The following is a 17,310-nucleotide window of genomic DNA, read 5'->3' on the forward strand; positions in this document are numbered from 1 at the left end:
GCGGCGGAGCCTAGCTACCGACGAGCTCCCCGACCATGTCCTGAGCCCACACCCTCAGCCGTACGGGGTCGACCGGCGTCGCGGTGAGCCAGCCGCCACGCGTGCGCAGCGCGTACCGGCCCTCCTCGGTGTCCACCCAGTTGACCACGCTCCCGGTCCGCGACCAGCGGCCCGACCGCCCGCGCACACCGGCGCCGATCTGCCCGCCACCGGTGCGCCCGGTCAACAGCTTCAGCAGGACGCCCGCCTCCCCACCGCGGACCCCGCTGTCCTCCAGCCTGCCGAGGAACCCGGACCGGCCGTCGCGCTCACCTTCGGCGCAGGCGTCGTGGAAGTCCTCCACCCGCACGTTCGCCGGACCACCGGGTGCCGCGGGCAGCGGCTTGAGCGCGTCGAGCATGGTCGCCACCAGCATCGGCTCGCGGACCACGCCGACCCGGACCTCCCGGCCGACCACCTCGGCGGTCGCGGCGCCCTGCCGACCCGCGGCCGAGAACGACCGGACTTCACCGCCGTCGCCCGCGACGTGCAGGTCGAGGCGCAGCTCGCTCTCACCGAGGATCTTCAGCGCCTGCACCAGGTCGGGCGCGGGATAGTCCAACGTGCCGAGGTCGCGCGCGCTCAGTTCGGCGTCGGCCGCCTCGGCCTGCCAACGGCGTGCGGCGACCGTGCGCCCGACGTGACCGATGCCGAGCACCGGAGGCGGTTCACCCAGCCCGAGCCGCGTCCACAGCAGGAAGAACTCGTTGGGGTAGAGCCGAATCCACCCGGTTTCCGGATCACGCACGGCGACGCGGCCCCTCTTCCCCGAGCACCGGCGGCGCGACCTTCAGATCGGCCGCGAAGATGTTCTCCTCCTCCTGGAGGTACCCGGGCAGCTTGTGCTCGACGTCTTCCTGCCGCGCCCCACCGGCACCCATCGGCATCGCACCCATCGGCATCCCGGCCATACCGCCCCGCGGGGCAGCGGAGGCGGCAGCAGCGGGAGCGACACCGGGGCCGGGGGCACCAGGGTGGCTGCCCGCCCGGCCGCCCGGCGCCGGGTCCTGCATGGCCCCGCCGACCTGGGCACCCCCACCGCCGACCATCGGCACCGGCGTCGCGGGCGCCGGCTCACGCGGCGCGTAACCGCCGATCACGCCGTCGATCGGGCCGTCGCCGCCGGTCACGCCACTCGCGCCGGTCGAGTCGTCGGGCTGCTCGGGCTCCTCCTCCGGTTCGGGTTCCGGCTGCTTGGGCTGGTCCGGCGGCACCTCGGGATCGCGGTAGATGATCGGGTCGCCGGCCGGCGTGCTGAACTCCGGGACGGTGCCGTAGACCTCGTAGGAGTCCTGCTGGAACTGCTTCATCACGTCGGCGGCCCGCTGGTGCAGTTCGTCGCTGCCGCGGCGGCCCTCCTCGTCGTCCGCGACGAGCTCCGGCCCCGCCGAGAACGACATCGCCGCCGTGCCACCGGCAGGCATCGGGTACGGCAGCACGGTCATCCGCGGTTCGGGCATCGCGTTCTGCGCCACCCGCACGTTCTCCGCCTGCCTGGTCACGCACGCGCAGACCTCGGTCGCCCGGACGCCCGTCTCGTCACACCAGGCGGAGAGCCGTTCCACGGTCTCCTTGGTCTTCTCCGCGCCCGCCCCGGTCCAGCCCTGGCTCGCCTTCGCCATCGCGGCGCGGAGGTCGTTGGCGATCTCGGTCAGCTTGTCGCCGATGGTGGCCCAGGTCGCGGCGACCGTCTGCGCGCCGACGAGGTCCACCTCCTCGTGCACCATGGTGTACAACTCGGGGTGCTGGTAGGTCAGCCAGTCCACCGGGGTGCCCAGGTCACCGCCGACGGGGTCGGGCTCGTCGGGTGGGTAGGGCGAGGGGTAGGGCAGGCACTGGACTTCGTCGGGGCGGTTCACTTCGCCTCACCGCCGTAGCCGTGCACGTCGTCCAGCCTGCGACGCGCGTCCGCCAGCAGGTCCTGGGCGTCGGCATCGGTGGTCTTGAAGTTCTTCCGCGCCGCGCGCACGGTCAGTTCGAGGTCGTTGAGCACGCTGCCGAAGTCCTGCAGCACCGGCGTCGCCGCCGAAGTGGCCGCCTCGCGCAGGCGCTCGCTCATCGTGCGGCCGACGAAGTTGGCACCCAACCGCAGCGGCACGTCCAGCTCCTGCGAATCCCGGACGAGCTGGTTGACCGTGGCCTGGATCTCGGCGAGCGCGCCGAGCAGGCCCTCCGCGGCCTCGTCGCTGAGCTGCAGGCTCCCCTTCTTGGCCTGCATCTTGACGTCCCGGACCTGGCCGGCGATCGGGACGAGCGCCCCGCCGGCCGCCGGCGCGAAGGCCGGCGGCGGGGTGCTCGAACCCGTCGGTTTGTTCACAGCAGCCATTTCGAATCCCCACCCTGCGTGACACTCAAAGCTGAACTGTACCGGGCTTGGACGCGGGCGGGGACCCGTTCGCTCCCGGTCAGCGCAGATGCGCGTCGAACCAGCTCAACGTGCGTTGCCAGGCTTCCGCGGCGGCCCCCGGATCGGCGTCGAACCGGTGGTTGGCGCCCGGGTAGCGGACCACGTTCGTGGCCACCTTCGACGAAGCGGCGACCTCGCGCAGGCGCTCCACCTCGGCCACCCCGCTCTCGTCGCCGGAGTCGCCGTAGATGCCGAGCCACGGACTGGTCAGCTTGCCCGCGATGTCCACCAGCGCGGGCAGGTCGTTCGCCGAGGACTGCCCGCCGACGCTGACCGCCGCCCCCAGCTTCCGGCTCGAGGCCACCACCAGCGCGGCGGTGCCGCCGAGGTCGAAGCCCACCACGCCGAGCAGATCGGCCTGCACCCCGCGCTCGACCAGCCAGGCGAGCGTGATGTCGGTGGCGGCGAGCACGTCCTGCCCGGTGAGCTTCCCGTTCTGGGCGCCGTCGTAGATGTGCGGGGCCACCGCCAGCCAGCCCTCCTCGGCCAGGCTGGACACCAGGAAGCGCACGCCATCGGTGACGCCGTCCGCTTCGTGCAGCACCACCAGTCCGCCGCGGACCACGCCGTCGGGCTCGGCGAAGGTCAGGCGCAGCGCGCGGCCGTCGGCGCGCCGGTAGTCGTCGGTGTGGGTTTGCGTCATGCGCCTACTCAACCACTGGTGGGTGAACGTGAGTCAACCTCAACCTGCGGATCCAGCCGGGTTAACGTGGCAGGAGCAGACCAAGTGACCCACGAGGAGCCTTGATGTCCACTCCGTCCGTCGTGCCGACCCGCGCCGGTCTCGAGTCGCTGCCGAAGTACGTGCCCGGCCGGTCCGTGCCGGGAGCGATCAAGTTGGCCAGCAACGAGGTTCCGGCTGGTCCGCTGCCCAGCGTCGCCTCGGCGATCGCGGCGTCGGCGGCTGACATCAACCGCTACCCCGACATGGGCGCGTGGGCGCTGGTCGACCGGATCGCCACCCGGTTCGAGGTGCCGCAGGAGCGGATCGCCGTCGGCTGCGGTTCGGTCGCGCTCTGCCAGCAGCTGATCCAGGCGCTGTGCGAACCGGGCGACGAGGTGATGTTCGCCTGGCGTTCGTTCGAGGCCTACCCGATCCTCACCCAGATCGTCGGCGCCACCGCGCTGCCCCTGCCGCTGGACGCCGGGCACACCCACGACCTGGACGCCATGCTCGCCGCGATCACGCCGAAGACGCGGCTGGTCTTCGTGTGCAACCCGAACAACCCGACCGGGACCGCGGTGCGCCGTCCCGAGCTGGAGCGCTTCCTCGACGCGGTGCCGCCGCACGTGCTGGTGGTGCTGGACGAGGCCTACCGCGAGTTCGTCACCGACCGCGAGGTGCCGGACGGCCTGGAGCTGGCCGCCGGACGCGGGAACGTGGCCGTGCTGCGCACCTTCTCCAAGGCGTACGGGCTGGCCGGGCTGCGGGTCGGGTACGCGGTCGCGCCGGAACACATCACCGCCGCGCTGCGCCAGGTCTACATCCCGTTCAGCGTGAACTCGCTGGCCCAGACCGCCGCGATCGCCTCGCTCGACGCCGAGGAGGAGCTGCTGGCGCGCTGCGCGAAGATCGTCGCCGAGCGCTCGCGCGTGCGCGACGCCCTGCTGGAGGCCGGCTACCAGGTCCCGGAGACGCAAGCGAACTTCGTCTGGCTGCCGCTGGGCGAGAAGACCGTCGACTTCGCCGAGCACGCCCTGGCGAACAAGGTGATCGTGCGCCCGTTCGCCGGCGACGGCGCCCGCGTGACCATCGGCCACCCCGACGAGAACGAGGCCTTCCTCGCCGCCGCCCGGTCGTTCCCGGCGCTTACCTGAGCACCAGCTGCACGATCGCGGCGATCCCGACGGCCACGATCACCCCGCGCAGCACCACCGGGGACAGCTTCCGCCCGATCTTCGCGCCGAGCAGGCCGCCGAGCACCGAGCCGGCGGCCAGCAGGCCGACCACCGCCCAGTCGACCGGGGCGACGAAGGCGTAGATGGTGCCCGCCACCACGTTCACCACGGCGGAGAGCACGTTCTTGATGCCGTTGATGCGCTGCACCGGATCGGACAGCAGCATGCCCATGCAGGCCACCATCATGATGCCCTGCGCGGCGGTGAAGTAGCCGCCGTAGATGCCGACGAGGAACAGCAGGAAGAGCAGGAGCGGGCCGTAGGTCCTCTCCGGCTTTTCCTTGCGTTCCCGGCGCGCGCTCACCCAGCCGGCCACCTTCGGCTGGATGATCACCAGCACCACGGCCAGCCCGACGAGCACCGGCACCACGGTCTCGAAGGCGTCCTTGGGCAGGGCGAGCAGCAGCATCGCGCCACCGACCGCGCCGAGGAAGGACGCGACGCCGTAGATGGCGAGGCGCTTGCCCTGCCCGCGCAGCTCGTGCCGGTAGCCCCAGGCACCGCTGATCGTGCCGGGGGCCAGCCCGATCGCGTTGGAGGTCGTCGCGGTCACCGGCGGATAGCCGAAGGCGACCAGCACCGGGAAGGTGACCAGGGTGCCCGAACCGACGACCGCGTTGATGGTGCCGGCCCACACCCCCGCCAGCGCGATCAGGATCGCATGCCACCAAGTCACTGGGTCATCACAACCGGCACCCTAAGCATCGGCAGGCTCGTGCACGCAGCGGGTGTGTTCCGCTAGACAACGTGATGAGCGTCCCAGGAGGATCGGTACGGGTTTCGGGATTTCGCTCGCGGGGTAGCAATGCTTCGCAACGGTCGAGTGACGAGGTGGACGTGACGAACGGCAAACAGCCCGCGTTGGACGAGATCGGGCCGTTGGACGACATCGAGGTACGACTGGGCGCCGATCTGGCCCACCTGCCGATCATCCGCGCGCTGGTCTCCAATCTCGCCGTCCGCGCGGACTTCGATCTGGACACCATCGCCGACCTCCGGCTGGCGATCGACGAGGCCTGCTCGACGTTGATCACCCGTGCCCAACCCGGCAGCCTGCTGACCTGCCGCTTCGTGCTCGAAGACGGCCAGCTGCGCTTCCGCGGCACGGTGCCGTCGGCCGACGGGGAAGCACCGAGCACCGGCTCGTTCGGCTGGCGCGTGCTCACCACGCTGGCCGATTCGGCGGCCAGCTGGGTGGACGAGCCCGCCGGTGGTGAGCAAGTAGTCCACATCGAACTCGCCAAGCGTCGCGCCGACGTACGGCCGGGCGCGTGACGGGTATCCAGCCGCCGGACACCAACGGGTACGAGCACCTCGCACCACTGTTCGGCGAGATGGCCGCGCTGGCCGTAGACGATCCGCGGCGCGGTGAGGTGCGCGACAAACTGGTGACCGGGTACCTGCCGCTGGCCGAGCACATCGCCCAGCGCTTCGCCGGTCGCGGGGTGGCCAAGGAGGACCTGGTCCAAGTGGCCAGGGTCGGCCTGATCAACGCGGTGGACCGGTTCGACGCCGAACGCGGCTTCGACTTCCTGTCCTTCGCCGTGCCGACGGTGATGGGCGAGGTGCGCCGGCACTTCCGCGACACCGGCTGGGTGATCCGGGTCCCGCGGCGGCTCAAGGAACTGCACCTGACGATCAGCAACGCCAGCACCGAACTGGCGCAACGGCTGGGCCGCGCGCCCACGCCGAGCGAGCTGGCCTCGCACCTCGGCATCGACAAGGACGAGGTGTACGAGGGCCTGGAGGCGGGCAACGCCTACCACTCGATGTCGCTCGACGAGGTGCTCTCGGGGGACACCGACAACGTCTCGCTCGGCGACACGCTCGGCGAGGAGGACAGCGCGCTCGCGGACGTGGAGAACCACGAGATGCTCCAGCCGCTGATCCGCGACCTGCCCGAGCGCGAGCGGAAGATCCTGGCACTGCGGTTCGTGCACAACCTGACGCAGACGCAGATCGCGGAGAAGATCGGCGTCTCGCAGATGCACGTCTCGCGCCTGCTCGCCCGCACGCTCACCCAACTCCGTGAAGGGCTCAGCCACCGCCCCGGCGAATGAGAGTACGCTCGATTCACAATGTTGTGAAACTTGTGATTGGGGTGATGGAGCATGGTGCGAGTGCAGCTCACCGGGACCAAGGAGACGATGCTCGCCACGCTCTGGGGGCGGGCCCTGGACAGCCGGGCGGCGCGACCGGTGCTCGGGGACACCGCCGCGGACGAGGCGATCAGCAGGCTGGACTACGACTTCGGCAAACTGATGAAGCCCAGCATGGCGCTGAGCGTGGCGATGCGGGCGAAATCGATCGACGCCTGGGCGCGCGAGGCGCTCCAGGCCCAGCCGGGGGCCACCGTGCTGCACCTCGGCTGCGGCCTGGACACCCGGGTCTTCCGGCTCGACCCACCACCGGAGACCCGGTGGTTCGACGTGGACTTCCCGGAGATCGCCGAGCTGCGCCACCAGCTGTGGCCCGAACTGGACGAGCGGCCCGGCTACCGGCTGATCGCCTCGTCGGTGACCGATCCGGCCTGGCTGGACGAGGTGCCTGCCGACAAGCCGGTGGTGGTCGTCGCCGAGGGCCTGACCATGTACCTGCGCGAAGCCGAGATCGAGGCGCTGATCCGGCGGATCGTCGACCGCTTCCCGTCCGGTGAGTTCGTCTTCGACCTGTTCAGCAAGCTGGGCATCAAGGCGCAGAAGATCAACCCGGTCGTGCGCAAGAGCGGCTCGACGCTGTACTGGGGCGTGGACGACTCGCGCGAGCTGGAGCGCTTCGGGCTCGAACTGGTCGACGAGCACAACGCGGCCCAGTTCGCGTCCGAAGAGGACCTGCCGAAGGTGGGCGTGGTGCCCCGGCTCCAGCTCAAGGCGTTGCGGTGGTTCCCCGCGGTGAACAGGATGGGGCGCATAGTCCGCTGCCGGTTCTGACAGTTTCGCGGGGGTACGCCGATGAACGTCCAGCGTGAGCCGATGCTGGCCACGTTGTCCGACCGCCCGTTCACCGATCCGAACTGGATCTTCGAGCGGAAACTGGACGGCGTACGGGCGCTGATCGTCCGGGAAGGCGGTGGCGAGCCGCAGCTGTGGTCGCGCAACCAGAAGCTGATGAACGGCGCCTACCCGGAGATCGTCGCGGCGCTGGCCGAGCAGGGCGGGCCGGACTTCGTCGTCGATGGCGAGGTGGTGGCCTTCGACGACCAGGGGCACACCAGCTTCGCCCGCCTGCAGCACCGGATGCACCTGCGCGACCCGAAGGCCTCGGTGGCCACCGGGATCGAGGTCTTCCTGTACGTGTTCGACCTGCTGGCCTTCGGCGGGATGGAAGCCACCAGCCTGCCGCTGCGCCAGCGGAAGCAGCTGCTCGCGGACGCCTTCGACTTCGACGACCCGCTGCGGTTGTCCGAGCACCGGGACACCGAGGGCGAGAAGTTCCTGGCCGAAGCCCGCGACGAGGGCTGGGAGGGGTTGATCGCCAAACGCGCCGACGCGCCGTACCGCGCCGGGAGGTCCTCCGACTGGCTGAAGTTGAAGTGCGTGCGCGAGCAGGAGGTGGTGATCGGGGGGTACACCGACCCGACCGGCACCCGGGCGGGATTCGGCGCGCTGCTGGCTGGGTACTACGAGGGCGAAGTGCTCCGGTACGCCGGCAAGATCGGCACCGGGTTCGACCAGCGCACGCTGCGCGAGCTGCACGGGCGGTTGCGGGAACTGTCCAGACCGGACTCCCCGTTCACCGGCGAGGTCCCCGAGCGGCGGCCGCACTGGGTCGAGCCGGAGCTGGTGGTGCAGGCGGGGTTCGCCGAATGGACCTCGGACGGCCGGATGCGGCACGCCCGGTACCTCGGGCTGCGGACGGACAAGGCACCGCGGGAGGTGGAGAGCGAGATGCCCACCCTGGACGTGAAGACCACGCGCCTGGACAAGGTGTACTACCCCGCCGACGGGGTGACCAAGGGCGAGGTGATCGAGCACTACCGGACCGTGGCCGAGGTGATGCTGCCGCACCTGCGCGCCCGCCCGCTGACCATGCGCCGCTACCCGCACGGCGTCGGCGGGGAGAACTGGTTCCAGAAGGAAGCGCCGTCGCACTGGCCGGATTGGATGCGCACCGAAGACGTCCCGCAGCACGACGGCCGGGACACCACCCGCCACGTGTTCGCCGAGGACCCGGCGACCCTGGTCTACCTGGCGAACCAGGCCGCGCTGGAGTTCCACATCTGGACCTCGACCTGGGACGCGCTGGACCACCCCGACCTGGTGGTGATCGACATCGACCCGCCGAACGGGACCGCGGTGGACTCGTTGCGCGAGGTCGCGCGGGCGGTGCGGGAGCTGTACAAGGCCGTCGGTCTGACCGCGTACGTGCAGGCCACCGGCGGTCGCGGGTACCACGTGGTGGCTCCGCTGGACCGCAAGAGTCCACATGAGACCGTGGTCGCGTTCGCCCGCGAGGCGGCGGACTTCCTGGCCTCGAAGGCGCCGGCCATGCTCACCACGGAGTTCCGGAAGAACAAGCGCGGCAAGCGCATCTTCCTGGACACGGCGAGGAACGGGTACGCGCAGACCTTCGTCGCGCCCTATTCGCTGCGCGGACGCCCCGGCGCCAGGGTGGCCACCCCGCTCGACTGGGACGAGCTGGGCCGGACCGAACCAGATGCCTACGACATCCCGAAGCTGCGCCGCCGCCTGGCGCAGAAGGAAGACCCCTGGCAGGACATGCCCGAGCACGCGGGCTCGGCCGAGGCGGCCAGGGCGCAGCTCGCAGAGTTCCGCTGAGTTCTGGAGGCTCGCATGGCACGACCGATCTGGTCCGGCGCGGTGAACTTCGGCCTGGTCACGGTGCCGGTCGAGTTGTACAGCGCCACCGAGGACCACACCATCCACTTCCGCCAGTTCGAACGTGGCACCTCGGACCGGATCCGGTACCGCCGGGTGAACGAGCGCACCGGCAAGGAAGTCGACTACAGCGACATCGTCAAGGGCTACGAACTCGACGACGGTGACTACGTGCTGATCGAGCCGGAGGAACTGGACGAGATCGCGCCTGGCCGGTCGCGCGCGCTGGACATCGAGGCCTTTGTGGACCTCGACGAGATCGATCCGGCCTACTTCCAGAAGACGTACTGGCTCACGCCGTCGAAGGAGGAGTTCGACCGCGCGTACACGCTGCTGCTGGCCGCGATGGACAAGACGAACAAGGCGGCGATCTCGAAGTTCGTCATGCGGGGCAAGGAATACCTGGCCGCGGTGCGGGCCGGCGACGGCGTGCTGGTGCTGAACACCCTGCACTTCCCCGCCGACCTGCGGGATCCGTCGAAGGAACTGCGCAAGCTGCCGTCGAAGCAGAAGCCACGCGGCAAGGAACTGGACATGGCGGTGGCGCTGGTCGACTCGATGTCCGAGCCGTGGAAACCCGAGGACTACGAGGACACCTACACCGCGCGGGTGGAAAAGCTGGTGCGGGACAAGAAGGCCGGGCGCACGGTCACGCCGGAGGAGGAGCCCGCCCAGGCCACGCAGGTGGTGGACCTGTTCGAGGCGCTGTCGAAGAGCATCAAGGGCCGGAAGCCGTCGACCGGCAAGCCCTCGACGGACCTGTCTTCGCTCAGCAAGTCCGACCTGGACAAAATGGCCCGTGAGCTGGACATCAAGGGCCGCTCGAAGCTGAGCCGCGCCGAACTGGAGAAGGCGGTGAAGAAGGCCTCCACCAGTTCGGGCAAGCAGAAGAAGGCGTCCTGACCACCCCGGTCTCAGCGGGTTTCCAGCACCTGCGCCACGAACCGGTGCAGTTTCCCTTCCAGCCGTTCGATCCGCTCGTCCAGCGTGACGGTCTCGTTGGGCTGCGGCGTGTCCGGTTTGAGCTTCCCGCGCAGGTAGTCCGAGCAACGCAGGTTCGCGCAGATGTACAGCCCGAGCGTGTTGCCGTCCTTTCCGGACTTGCCCGCCCGCCGCGCGGAGAAGAGCGCCACGTCGATCAGGCCGTGCGTGGTCGTGCACAGTCCGCACATCCCGCTGCGCAACCGGCTCTTGGGCGGGTCGGTCGCCCGCAGGGACATGCCGATCACCTCGCCGTCGTGCCGGGCCACCAGGTACGCGCGCTGCGGCGCCCGCGGGTCCCGCCAGGCCAGGAAATCCAGGTCCGACCAGCGGATCTCCTCCGTCCGGGCCGGTAGCGTCAGCCCCTTCGCCTCGCCTTTCGAGCAGTTGACGAACGACGCCCTGATCTCGGGCTCCGTGAGCGGCTCCACCGCGTTTCCCCTTTCGCGTCCAACGACCGGCCAGGGTAATTTCCGCTGCGCGGCGCGGCCACGCATTTTCTCTCCGTACGATCACCATGTGCGCACCAGCCGCCTCCGCCAGAGCCTTCCTCCGCGGTTCCCCCTGTTGTTGCGCACCAGCCTCGGCTTCGCCGCGCTCGGCGTCGGATCCAGCGTGTGCGGTTCGGGCGTGGTGTTCCTGCTGCTCGCGCTGCAGGGCATTCCGCACGACGTCGGCGAGCACGGCTGGACGATGGCCATCTGCGCCGCCGCGTACACGCTGTTCTCCCTGCTCGCCGGTTCACTGTGGACAGCGCTACTGCAGCGCCGGACCGCCGTCTGGTTCCTGTTCGACCGGGAACCCACCGAGGACGAGGTTCGCCGCGCGCTCCGCATCCCGATCGATCTCGCGCTGGTCAGCGGCACTTTGTGGCTGACCGGCTCGCTGGTGCTCGGCACGCTCGCCTGGGTGCTGGGCTCGGTGTGGGACGCGATGGGCGTCGGGCTGATCATCCTGCTCGGCGGCCTGACCACGGCCGGCCTGACGTACCTGCTCGCCGAGCGGCTGGCCCGCCCGGTGATGACGCTGGCGCTGAAGGCCCGCCCGGCCGACGGCACGCTCTCGGTGACCGTGCTCACCCGGCTGGTGCTGACCTGGGCGCTGGCCAGCGGCGTGCCGATGCTCGGCGTGCTGCTCGTGGTGTTGCCGCCGAACCTCGGCACCCGCGATCCGGGCCCGAGCCTGGTCCTGCTCTCGGCGCTCGGCCTGGTGATCGGGGCCATCACGACCGCACTGCTGGCCCGCTCGGTCGCCACGCCGTTGCACCAGCTCAAGGTCGCGCTGGACCGCGTCGCCCGTGGGCGCACGGACGTGCGCGTCCCGGTCGACGACTCCAGTGAGATCGGCAAGCTCCAGGCGTCGGTCAACGACATGGTGGACGGGCTGCGTGAGCAGGCCCGGCTGCGTGATCTGTTCGGCAGGCACGTGGGCGCGGACGTGGCGCGGCACGCGCTCGAGTACGGCGCCTCCCTCTCGGGGGACGTGCGCGAGGTGACCGCGCTGTTCGTGGACGTGGTCGACTCGACGGCGATGGCGTACCAGTCGCCGCCGGTCGAAGTGGTGCGCAAGCTCAACCGCTTTTTCGCCTCCGTGGTCGACGCCGTGGGCACGCACGGCGGATTGGTCAACAAGTTCCAGGGCGACGCGGCCCTGTGCATCTTCGGTGCGCCGACGCGGCTGGCTGATCCGGCGACGGCGGCACTACAGGCGGCCCGGTCCATCCGGGACTCCGTCCGCGAAGCCGGTGAGTTGGACCTGGGCATCGGCGTGGCCAGTGGCCGGGTGTTCGCCGGGCAGCTCGGGTCGAGTAGTCGGTTCGAGTACACGGTGATCGGTGACGCGGTCAACGAAGCGGCCCGGCTCACCGACAGCGCGAAGAAGGTGCGCCACCGGATCCTGGCCAGCCAAGTCGTTGTCGAAGCCGCCACCACCACCGAACGAGGTCGCTGGCGCCGTCACCGACGCCTGCAACTCCGCGGACGACAACAGCCTACGGTCACCTACACACCGACTGCCTGAATCCGCCCCGAGTTGTCCACAGGTGGGGTGGTTGTCCACAGATTTGCCCCGGCCGGGGCCGACGCGTTCCGCCGAGGCGCGCTGCAGCGCACAGTCAGGGAGTGCTCCGAGAAATCAGAACGGCCTCACGCCGTCGCCAAGGTGGGCCAGCGCAACAACGTCGCGCCCCAGGTCAGGCCGGCGCCGAACGCGCTCAGCAGGACCCGCTGACCGGCGATCAGCGTGCCGTCGCGCTGCGCGTCGGCCATCGCGAGCGGGATGGACGCGGCACTGGTGTTGCCGGTCCGCTCGATGTTCACCACGAGCGCGTCCTGCGGCAGGCCGAGGTACTTCGCGGTGGCCTGCAGGATGCGGATGTTGGCCTGGTGCCCGATGAACCGGTCCACGTCGCCGACGGTCCAGCCCGCCTGGTCCAGCACACTGCGCGAGGCCTCGGCCATCCGCGTACCGGCCTGCCGGAACACGGCCTGCCCGTGCATGTCGAGGAAGTAGTCGTGCGGGTTGTCCGACCGCCGCTGCTTCGCGCCGCCGGCGGGGACCATCAACAGGTCCGCCAGCGCACCGTCGCTGTGCAGGGCGAACGGGCCGAGCGCGCCGAGTTCGTCGGCGTCGCCGGCCCGCAGCACCACGGCACCCGCGCCGTCCCCGAAGATCGGCACGGTGCCGCGGTCGTCCGGATCGACCAGCGTGGTGAAGGTGTCCGCCCCGATCACCAGCACCCGCCGCGCGATCCCGCCCGCGATGAACCCGCTCGCGGTCGCCAATGCGTAGAGGAACCCGCTGCACACAGCGTTCACGTCGACCGCGTTGACCTCACCGAGGCCGAGCCGGGCGGCCACCTGCGGCGCGCTGGCCGGGCACACCTGGTCCGGCGTGGCGGTAGCCAGCACCACCGCGTCGACCTCGGTCGACCCGGCCGAGTCCAGCGCCTGCCTGCCCGCGGCCACTGCCATGTCCACAGTGGACGTTCCAGCCTCGGCCACCCGCCGCTCGGCGATGCCGGTACGGCTGCGGATCCACTCGTCGGAGGTGTCGAGCCGGGCGGCGATCTCCTCGTTGGCGAGCACGCGCGGCGGCAGCCACGCGCCGAGTCCACAGAGCACGGCGGCCACTACAGATTCCTCCACCGGCCAGAGGGAGGGAAAACCTGGCCGCTCCTCTCTTTTAAGACCTACCTCTCGGTATACCGGTGGGTTGTGTCCCAGGTCTCAATTCGAAGAAATTTCGCATTCCTTGCCGGGGTACCGGAATGGTCATTCGTCCCGCGCGATTCACGATCACCGGAACCAGCGTGGCCTCAGTGTTCGACGGGAACGGGCGGGAGGAACAGGTCCGCGAGGTCGCCGGGCGCGTGCGTGACGGAGCCCACCCGCGCCGGGTCGGCGCGGGCATCCGGGAAGTACGACAGCACCGCGGGCCGGGAGTCAGCCGAGGAAGGCCAGTACCGCCAGTACGCGCCGGTGCCCGGTCTCGTCCGGCGGCAGGTCGAGCTTCGCGAAGATGTTGCCGACGTGCTTGTGCACCGCCCGATCGGTGACCACCAGCCGCCGGGCGATCTCACCGTTGGCGAAGCCCTGCGCCATCAGTTCCAGCACCTCGCGCTCACGCGCGGTCAGAGCGGCCAGCGGGTCGTGGCGCTTCGTCAGCAACTGCGCGACCACTTCCGGGTCCATCGCCGTGCCGCCACCGGCCACCCGCTCGAGCGCGTCCAGGAACTCCGCCACCCGGGCGACCCGGTCCTTCAGGAGGTACCCGACCCCGCCCTCCCCGCTGGAAAGCAGCTCACCGGCATAGGTCTGCTCGACGTACTGCGAAAGCACCAGCACCGGCGAGCCCGGCGTCTCCTTCCGCACACGCAGCGCGGCCCGGACGCCCTCGTCGGTGAACGACGGCGGCAGCCGGACGTCCACAATGGACACGTCGGGCCGGTGCCGCGCCGCCGCCTCGATGAAGGCCGGGGCGTCGGTGACCGCGTCGACCACCTCGTGGCCGGCGGTGCCCAGCAGCAGTTTGAGGCCTTCGGCCAGCAGGACGTTGTCCTCGGCGATCAGGACGCGCACGGGCAGTCCATCGCCACCACGGTCGGGCCGCCCACCGGGCTGTCCACCACGAACTGCCCGTCCAGCGCGGCGATCCGGCGCCTCATCCCGGCCACGCCGGTTCCCCTCTCCTCGCTGATGCCGCCGCGCCCGTTGTCCAGCACGACCACGCTCAATGTATCGCCGATGCGGGTGACGGTGACCTGCGCGCCAGTCGCGCCGCTGTGCTTGACCACGTTCGTGAGCGCCTCGTTCACCACGAAGTACGCGGCGGCCTCCACCGGGGCGGGCACCTTGCCGAGCGAGGGCACATCCAGTTCCACCGGCAGCGGGCAGTTCGCCGCGACCGCGGCCAGCGCGCCCTCCAGCCCCCGGTCGGCCAGGATCGGCGGGTACATCGAGCGCAGCACCCCGCGCAGTTCGGTCATCGCCTCCTCGGCGCCCTCCCGTGCTTCGGCGAGCAGGGCGGCGACGGCCTGCGGATCCCGCGCGAGCTGCTGTTCGGCCAGACCCAGCCGCATCGCGATGGACACCAGCCTGGCCTGCGTGCCGTCGTGCAGGTCGCGTTCGATGCGCCGCAGTTCGGCACCGTGGGCGTCGACCGCACCGGCCCTGGTCTCCTCCAGCGTCTCCACCCGCTCGGTCAGCTTCTCCCTGGCCGACGGCGCCAGCAGCAGCCCCGAGACGCGGGCGCTCAGGTCGGCGACCAGCGGGGCCACGAACACCGCCAGGCCGAAGCACAGCACGAGCTGCACCAGTCCGAGCCCGGCGGCGCTGCCCCAGCTGGTCACCGGGATGTTCGCGATCACCCGCATCGGGTCGTCCTCCGGGAACAACCACCACAGCGAGATGGCGGGCACGGCGATCAGCGGCAGCACCGCGAGGCTGGTGCCGAACGTGCCCAGCACCAGCCCGCTCAGCATGTTCGCCGGCAGCCAGCGCAGATCGCGCAGGGTGGCCGGGTCGGCGAGCTGCGCGCGCAGGTCACCGTCGGACCGCTCGTGGCCGGGGATCTCCCGGCCGAGCCGGGCGCCGGCCCGCCGCCGCTCGAAGTCGGCGGTCCGGCCGAGCCACCGCAGTTCGTGCGGCAGCGCCACCAGCCCGATGCCGAGCAGGCTCACCGCGGCGGTGAAGAGCATCACCGGCAGCATGAAGGCGGTGACGATGCCCGTACCCAGGGTGCCGAGGCAGTACCGGAAGGCCGCGACCGCACGCCGCCACAGGTTGTCCATACCGCTGATTCTTCACCGCCTCACCCCCTCAGCGCGGTGGGACTGGCTACACCATTCGCCGCGGAATCTAGGCTCGGTGCATGTCGACTGGGGACGTACTGACCACGCGTGCGCTGAACCGCGCCACCTTGAGCCGTCAGCTGCTGCTGGAGCGGGAGCGGATGTCCGCGTACGACGCGGTGGAGCACCTCGCCGGGCTCCAGGCGCAGTCCCCGTCTCCGCCGTACTTCGCGCTGTGGACGCGGCTGGTCGGCTTCCAGCCGGACGAGCTGGCGCAACTGCTGCTCGACCGCCGGGTGGTCCGCATCGTCACCATGCGCGGCACCGTGCACCTGCTCACCGCACGCGACGCGCTCGACTGGCGGTCGCTCACCCAGCCGATCATGGAGACCGATCTCCGCGGCAACACCCAGCACTCCCCGCACTGGCAGGACCTGGACTTCGCCGCCGTGGCGGCACACGCGCGAGAACTGCTCGCCGAGGAGCCACGATCGGCCAAGGTGCTCGGGGAGGCACTGGCCGAGCGGTGGCCCGGACGCGCGCCGTCCTCGCTCACCCAGGTGGCCAGGAACCTGCTGCCACTCGTGCAGATCCCGCCGCGCGGTCTGTGGGGCAAGTCGGGCCAGCCCACCTACGTCACGCTGGACGACTGGATCGGCGAGGCCATTCCCTCGAACCCATCGCCGGAGGACTTCGTGCTCCGCTACCTGCGCGCGTTCGGTCCGGCGAGCGTGCAGGACGTGCAGGCCTGGTGCGGCCTGACCAGGCTCGGCGAAGTAGTCGATCGGCTGCGGCCGCGACTGCGCTCCTTCCGCAACGAGGCCGGACGCGAGTTGTTCGACCTGCCCGGCGCCCCGCGTCCGGATCCGGACACCCCGGCGCCGGCTCGCTTCCTCGGCGGTTTCGACCAGAACGTGCTCTCCTTCGCCGACCGCACCCGCGTGCTCAGCGAGGAGTACCGCAAGCGGATCTTCACCAAGAACGGGCTCATCCCGCAGGTGGTGCTGGTCGACGGCTTCGTGTGCGGCCGGTGGAGCCTCGGCCGGGACAAGGGCATCGCCACGCTGGCCGTGGAACCGTTCGAGAAGATTTCCAAAAAGGACATCCGGGCGCTGGAAAAGGAGGGCGCGGAGTTGCTCCGGTTCGCCGAACCCACCGCGAAGGGCCACGATTTCCGGATCGATTGGTAGCGTCTGATCATGCCCCGTCCCAGCGTGGAAGCCGAGCGGCGCGCGCAGATCCTGCGGGCGGCGTGCGCGGTCATCGCGGACAAGGGGTTCGCGCGGCTGCGAGTGTCCGATGTGGCGGTGGCGGCCGGGGTCAGCGGCGGCACGGTGCACTACTACTTCGACACCAAGCAGGATCTGGTGCACGCCGCGTTCGAGGACAACTACACGCGTTCCCTGCAACGGCGTCGGTGGATCCTGGACACCACCGACGATCCGGTGCAGAAACTGCGCCTGGTGGTGGATTCGTACCTGCCCGACGGCGACGAGACGACCGAGGCCTGGAAGGTCTGGGCGGAGCTGTGGTCGCAGGGCATGCACCAGCCGGAGCTGCGCGAACTGCACGACCGGATGTACGGCGACTGGCGGCGCATCGTGGCCGGGGTGATCCGCGACGGGCAGCGCGGCGGGCAGTTGCGGCCGGGCAACGCTGTGCACCTGGCGAACATGCTCATCTCGATGATCGACGGCCTCGCCTACCAGGTACTGCTCGGCTCGACGGCGATGCCGGTGAGCCGGATGCGGGCCACCTGCCTCGCCTTCCTCGACGATCTGAAGGTTCCCTCGGGGTAACTGACTTTCGTTGCAGTAACGGATTTTTCCTGAATACGTTCGGTGCGGTCCGCGACG

The 17,310-nt window shown here is 70.4% G+C and carries 18 protein-coding genes; 9 read left to right on the plus strand and 9 right to left on the minus strand.

The annotated features are described in order from the left end of the window. Positions 1-10: 10 nt before the first annotated feature. The 4 genes from JYK18_RS10340 to JYK18_RS10355 form a co-directional block, all read right to left on the minus strand. Positions 11-787, minus strand: coding sequence for an ESX secretion-associated protein EspG (locus JYK18_RS10340; RefSeq protein WP_206801874.1), 777 nt, complete (start codon positions 785-787; stop codon positions 11-13). Continuing rightward, complete coding sequence (locus tag JYK18_RS10345; RefSeq protein ID WP_206801875.1) at positions 780-1,898, minus strand: WXG100 family type VII secretion target; 1,119 nt, start codon at positions 1,896-1,898, stop codon at positions 780-782. The genes JYK18_RS10340 and JYK18_RS10345 overlap by 8 nt, the downstream gene beginning before the upstream one ends. Continuing rightward, a complete protein-coding gene (locus JYK18_RS10350) occupies positions 1,895-2,365 on the minus strand; it encodes a hypothetical protein (RefSeq protein WP_206801876.1) in 471 nt (156 codons plus the stop codon). Before JYK18_RS10350 ends, JYK18_RS10345 begins: the two co-directional genes overlap by 4 nt. A 79-nt stretch (positions 2,366-2,444) precedes the next feature. Continuing rightward, positions 2,445-3,089 carry a dienelactone hydrolase family protein gene (locus JYK18_RS10355; protein WP_206801877.1) on the minus strand — a complete coding sequence of 215 codons (645 nt, stop codon included), beginning with the start codon at positions 3,087-3,089 and terminating at the stop codon, positions 2,445-2,447. Positions 3,090-3,193: 104 nt separating this feature from the next. On the opposite strand from JYK18_RS10355, the gene hisC reads away from it, so the two are divergent. Further along, positions 3,194-4,264, plus strand: a complete 1,071-nt coding sequence (gene hisC / locus JYK18_RS10360) for a histidinol-phosphate transaminase (RefSeq protein WP_206801878.1) — start codon at positions 3,194-3,196, stop codon at positions 4,262-4,264. Here the strand turns inward: hisC and JYK18_RS10365 are convergent. Continuing rightward, a complete protein-coding gene (locus JYK18_RS10365) occupies positions 4,257-5,021 on the minus strand; it encodes a sulfite exporter TauE/SafE family protein (RefSeq protein ID WP_206801879.1) in 765 nt (254 codons plus the stop codon). The two genes, hisC and JYK18_RS10365, sit on opposite strands and share 8 nt — an antisense overlap. 161 nt (positions 5,022-5,182) lie before the next feature. On the opposite strand from JYK18_RS10365, the gene JYK18_RS10370 reads away from it, so the two are divergent. The 5 genes from JYK18_RS10370 to JYK18_RS10390 are packed head-to-tail and all read left to right on the plus strand — an operon-like array spanning position 5,183 to position 10,086. Beyond that, entirely contained in the window at positions 5,183-5,620 is a 438-nt protein-coding gene (locus JYK18_RS10370) for an ATP-binding protein (RefSeq protein WP_206801880.1), read from the plus strand. Further along, positions 5,617-6,405 (plus strand): SigB/SigF/SigG family RNA polymerase sigma factor, encoded by a 789-nt coding sequence (locus tag JYK18_RS10375; RefSeq protein ID WP_307795852.1) that lies wholly within the window; start codon positions 5,617-5,619, stop codon positions 6,403-6,405. Before JYK18_RS10370 ends, JYK18_RS10375 begins: the two co-directional genes overlap by 4 nt. Before the next feature lie 51 nt (positions 6,406-6,456). Continuing rightward, a complete protein-coding gene (locus JYK18_RS10380) occupies positions 6,457-7,275 on the plus strand; it encodes a class I SAM-dependent methyltransferase (RefSeq protein ID WP_206801881.1) in 819 nt (272 codons plus the stop codon). 21 nt (positions 7,276-7,296) lie between these two features. Then, positions 7,297-9,123, plus strand: a complete 1,827-nt coding sequence (ligD, locus tag JYK18_RS10385) for a DNA ligase D (RefSeq protein WP_206801882.1) — start codon at positions 7,297-7,299, stop codon at positions 9,121-9,123. 15 nt (positions 9,124-9,138) lie between these two features. Then, a complete protein-coding gene (locus tag JYK18_RS10390; RefSeq protein ID WP_206801883.1) occupies positions 9,139-10,086 on the plus strand; it encodes a Ku protein in 948 nt (315 codons plus the stop codon). A gap of 11 nt (positions 10,087-10,097) precedes the next feature. Here JYK18_RS10390 and JYK18_RS10395 read toward each other — a convergent pair whose 3' ends face one another. Further along, positions 10,098-10,595 (minus strand): FBP domain-containing protein, encoded by a 498-nt coding sequence (locus tag JYK18_RS10395; protein ID WP_206801884.1) that lies wholly within the window; start codon positions 10,593-10,595, stop codon positions 10,098-10,100. Positions 10,596-10,683: 88 nt separating this feature from the next. Between JYK18_RS10395 and JYK18_RS10400 the strand changes: the two genes are divergently transcribed. Then, a complete protein-coding gene (locus JYK18_RS10400) occupies positions 10,684-12,183 on the plus strand; it encodes an adenylate/guanylate cyclase domain-containing protein (RefSeq protein WP_206801885.1) in 1,500 nt (499 codons plus the stop codon). Between the two features lie 125 nt (positions 12,184-12,308). Here the strand turns inward: JYK18_RS10400 and JYK18_RS10405 are convergent, their stop codons facing one another. From JYK18_RS10405 to JYK18_RS10415, 3 genes are all read right to left on the minus strand, one after another. Continuing rightward, the gene (locus tag JYK18_RS10405; protein ID WP_307795853.1) at positions 12,309-13,310 is read right to left on the minus strand and encodes a beta-ketoacyl-ACP synthase III; all 1,002 of its coding nucleotides are present in this window, start codon (positions 13,308-13,310) and stop codon (positions 12,309-12,311) included. Positions 13,311-13,607: 297 nt separating this feature from the next. Beyond that, positions 13,608-14,243: a response regulator transcription factor gene (locus tag JYK18_RS10410; RefSeq protein WP_206801886.1), complete on the minus strand. Its 636-nt coding sequence runs from the start codon at positions 14,241-14,243 to the stop codon at positions 13,608-13,610. After that, complete coding sequence (locus JYK18_RS10415; protein WP_206801887.1) at positions 14,231-15,454, minus strand: sensor domain-containing protein; 1,224 nt, start codon at positions 15,452-15,454, stop codon at positions 14,231-14,233. The genes JYK18_RS10410 and JYK18_RS10415 overlap by 13 nt, the downstream gene beginning before the upstream one ends. 80 nt (positions 15,455-15,534) lie before the next feature. Here JYK18_RS10415 and JYK18_RS10420 point away from each other — a divergent pair, with 80 nt between their 5' ends. Together JYK18_RS10420 and JYK18_RS10425 are read left to right on the plus strand one after the other, a co-directional pair. Next, complete coding sequence (locus JYK18_RS10420) at positions 15,535-16,644, plus strand: winged helix DNA-binding domain-containing protein (RefSeq protein ID WP_206801888.1); 1,110 nt, start codon at positions 15,535-15,537, stop codon at positions 16,642-16,644. Between the two features lie 9 nt (positions 16,645-16,653). After that, complete coding sequence (locus JYK18_RS10425) at positions 16,654-17,253, plus strand: TetR/AcrR family transcriptional regulator (protein WP_206801889.1); 600 nt, start codon at positions 16,654-16,656, stop codon at positions 17,251-17,253. Positions 17,254-17,310 lie beyond the last annotated feature (57 nt).

It is taken from the genome of Amycolatopsis sp. 195334CR (genome assembly GCF_017309385.1).
GTDB lineage: Bacteria > Actinomycetota > Actinomycetes > Mycobacteriales > Pseudonocardiaceae > Amycolatopsis.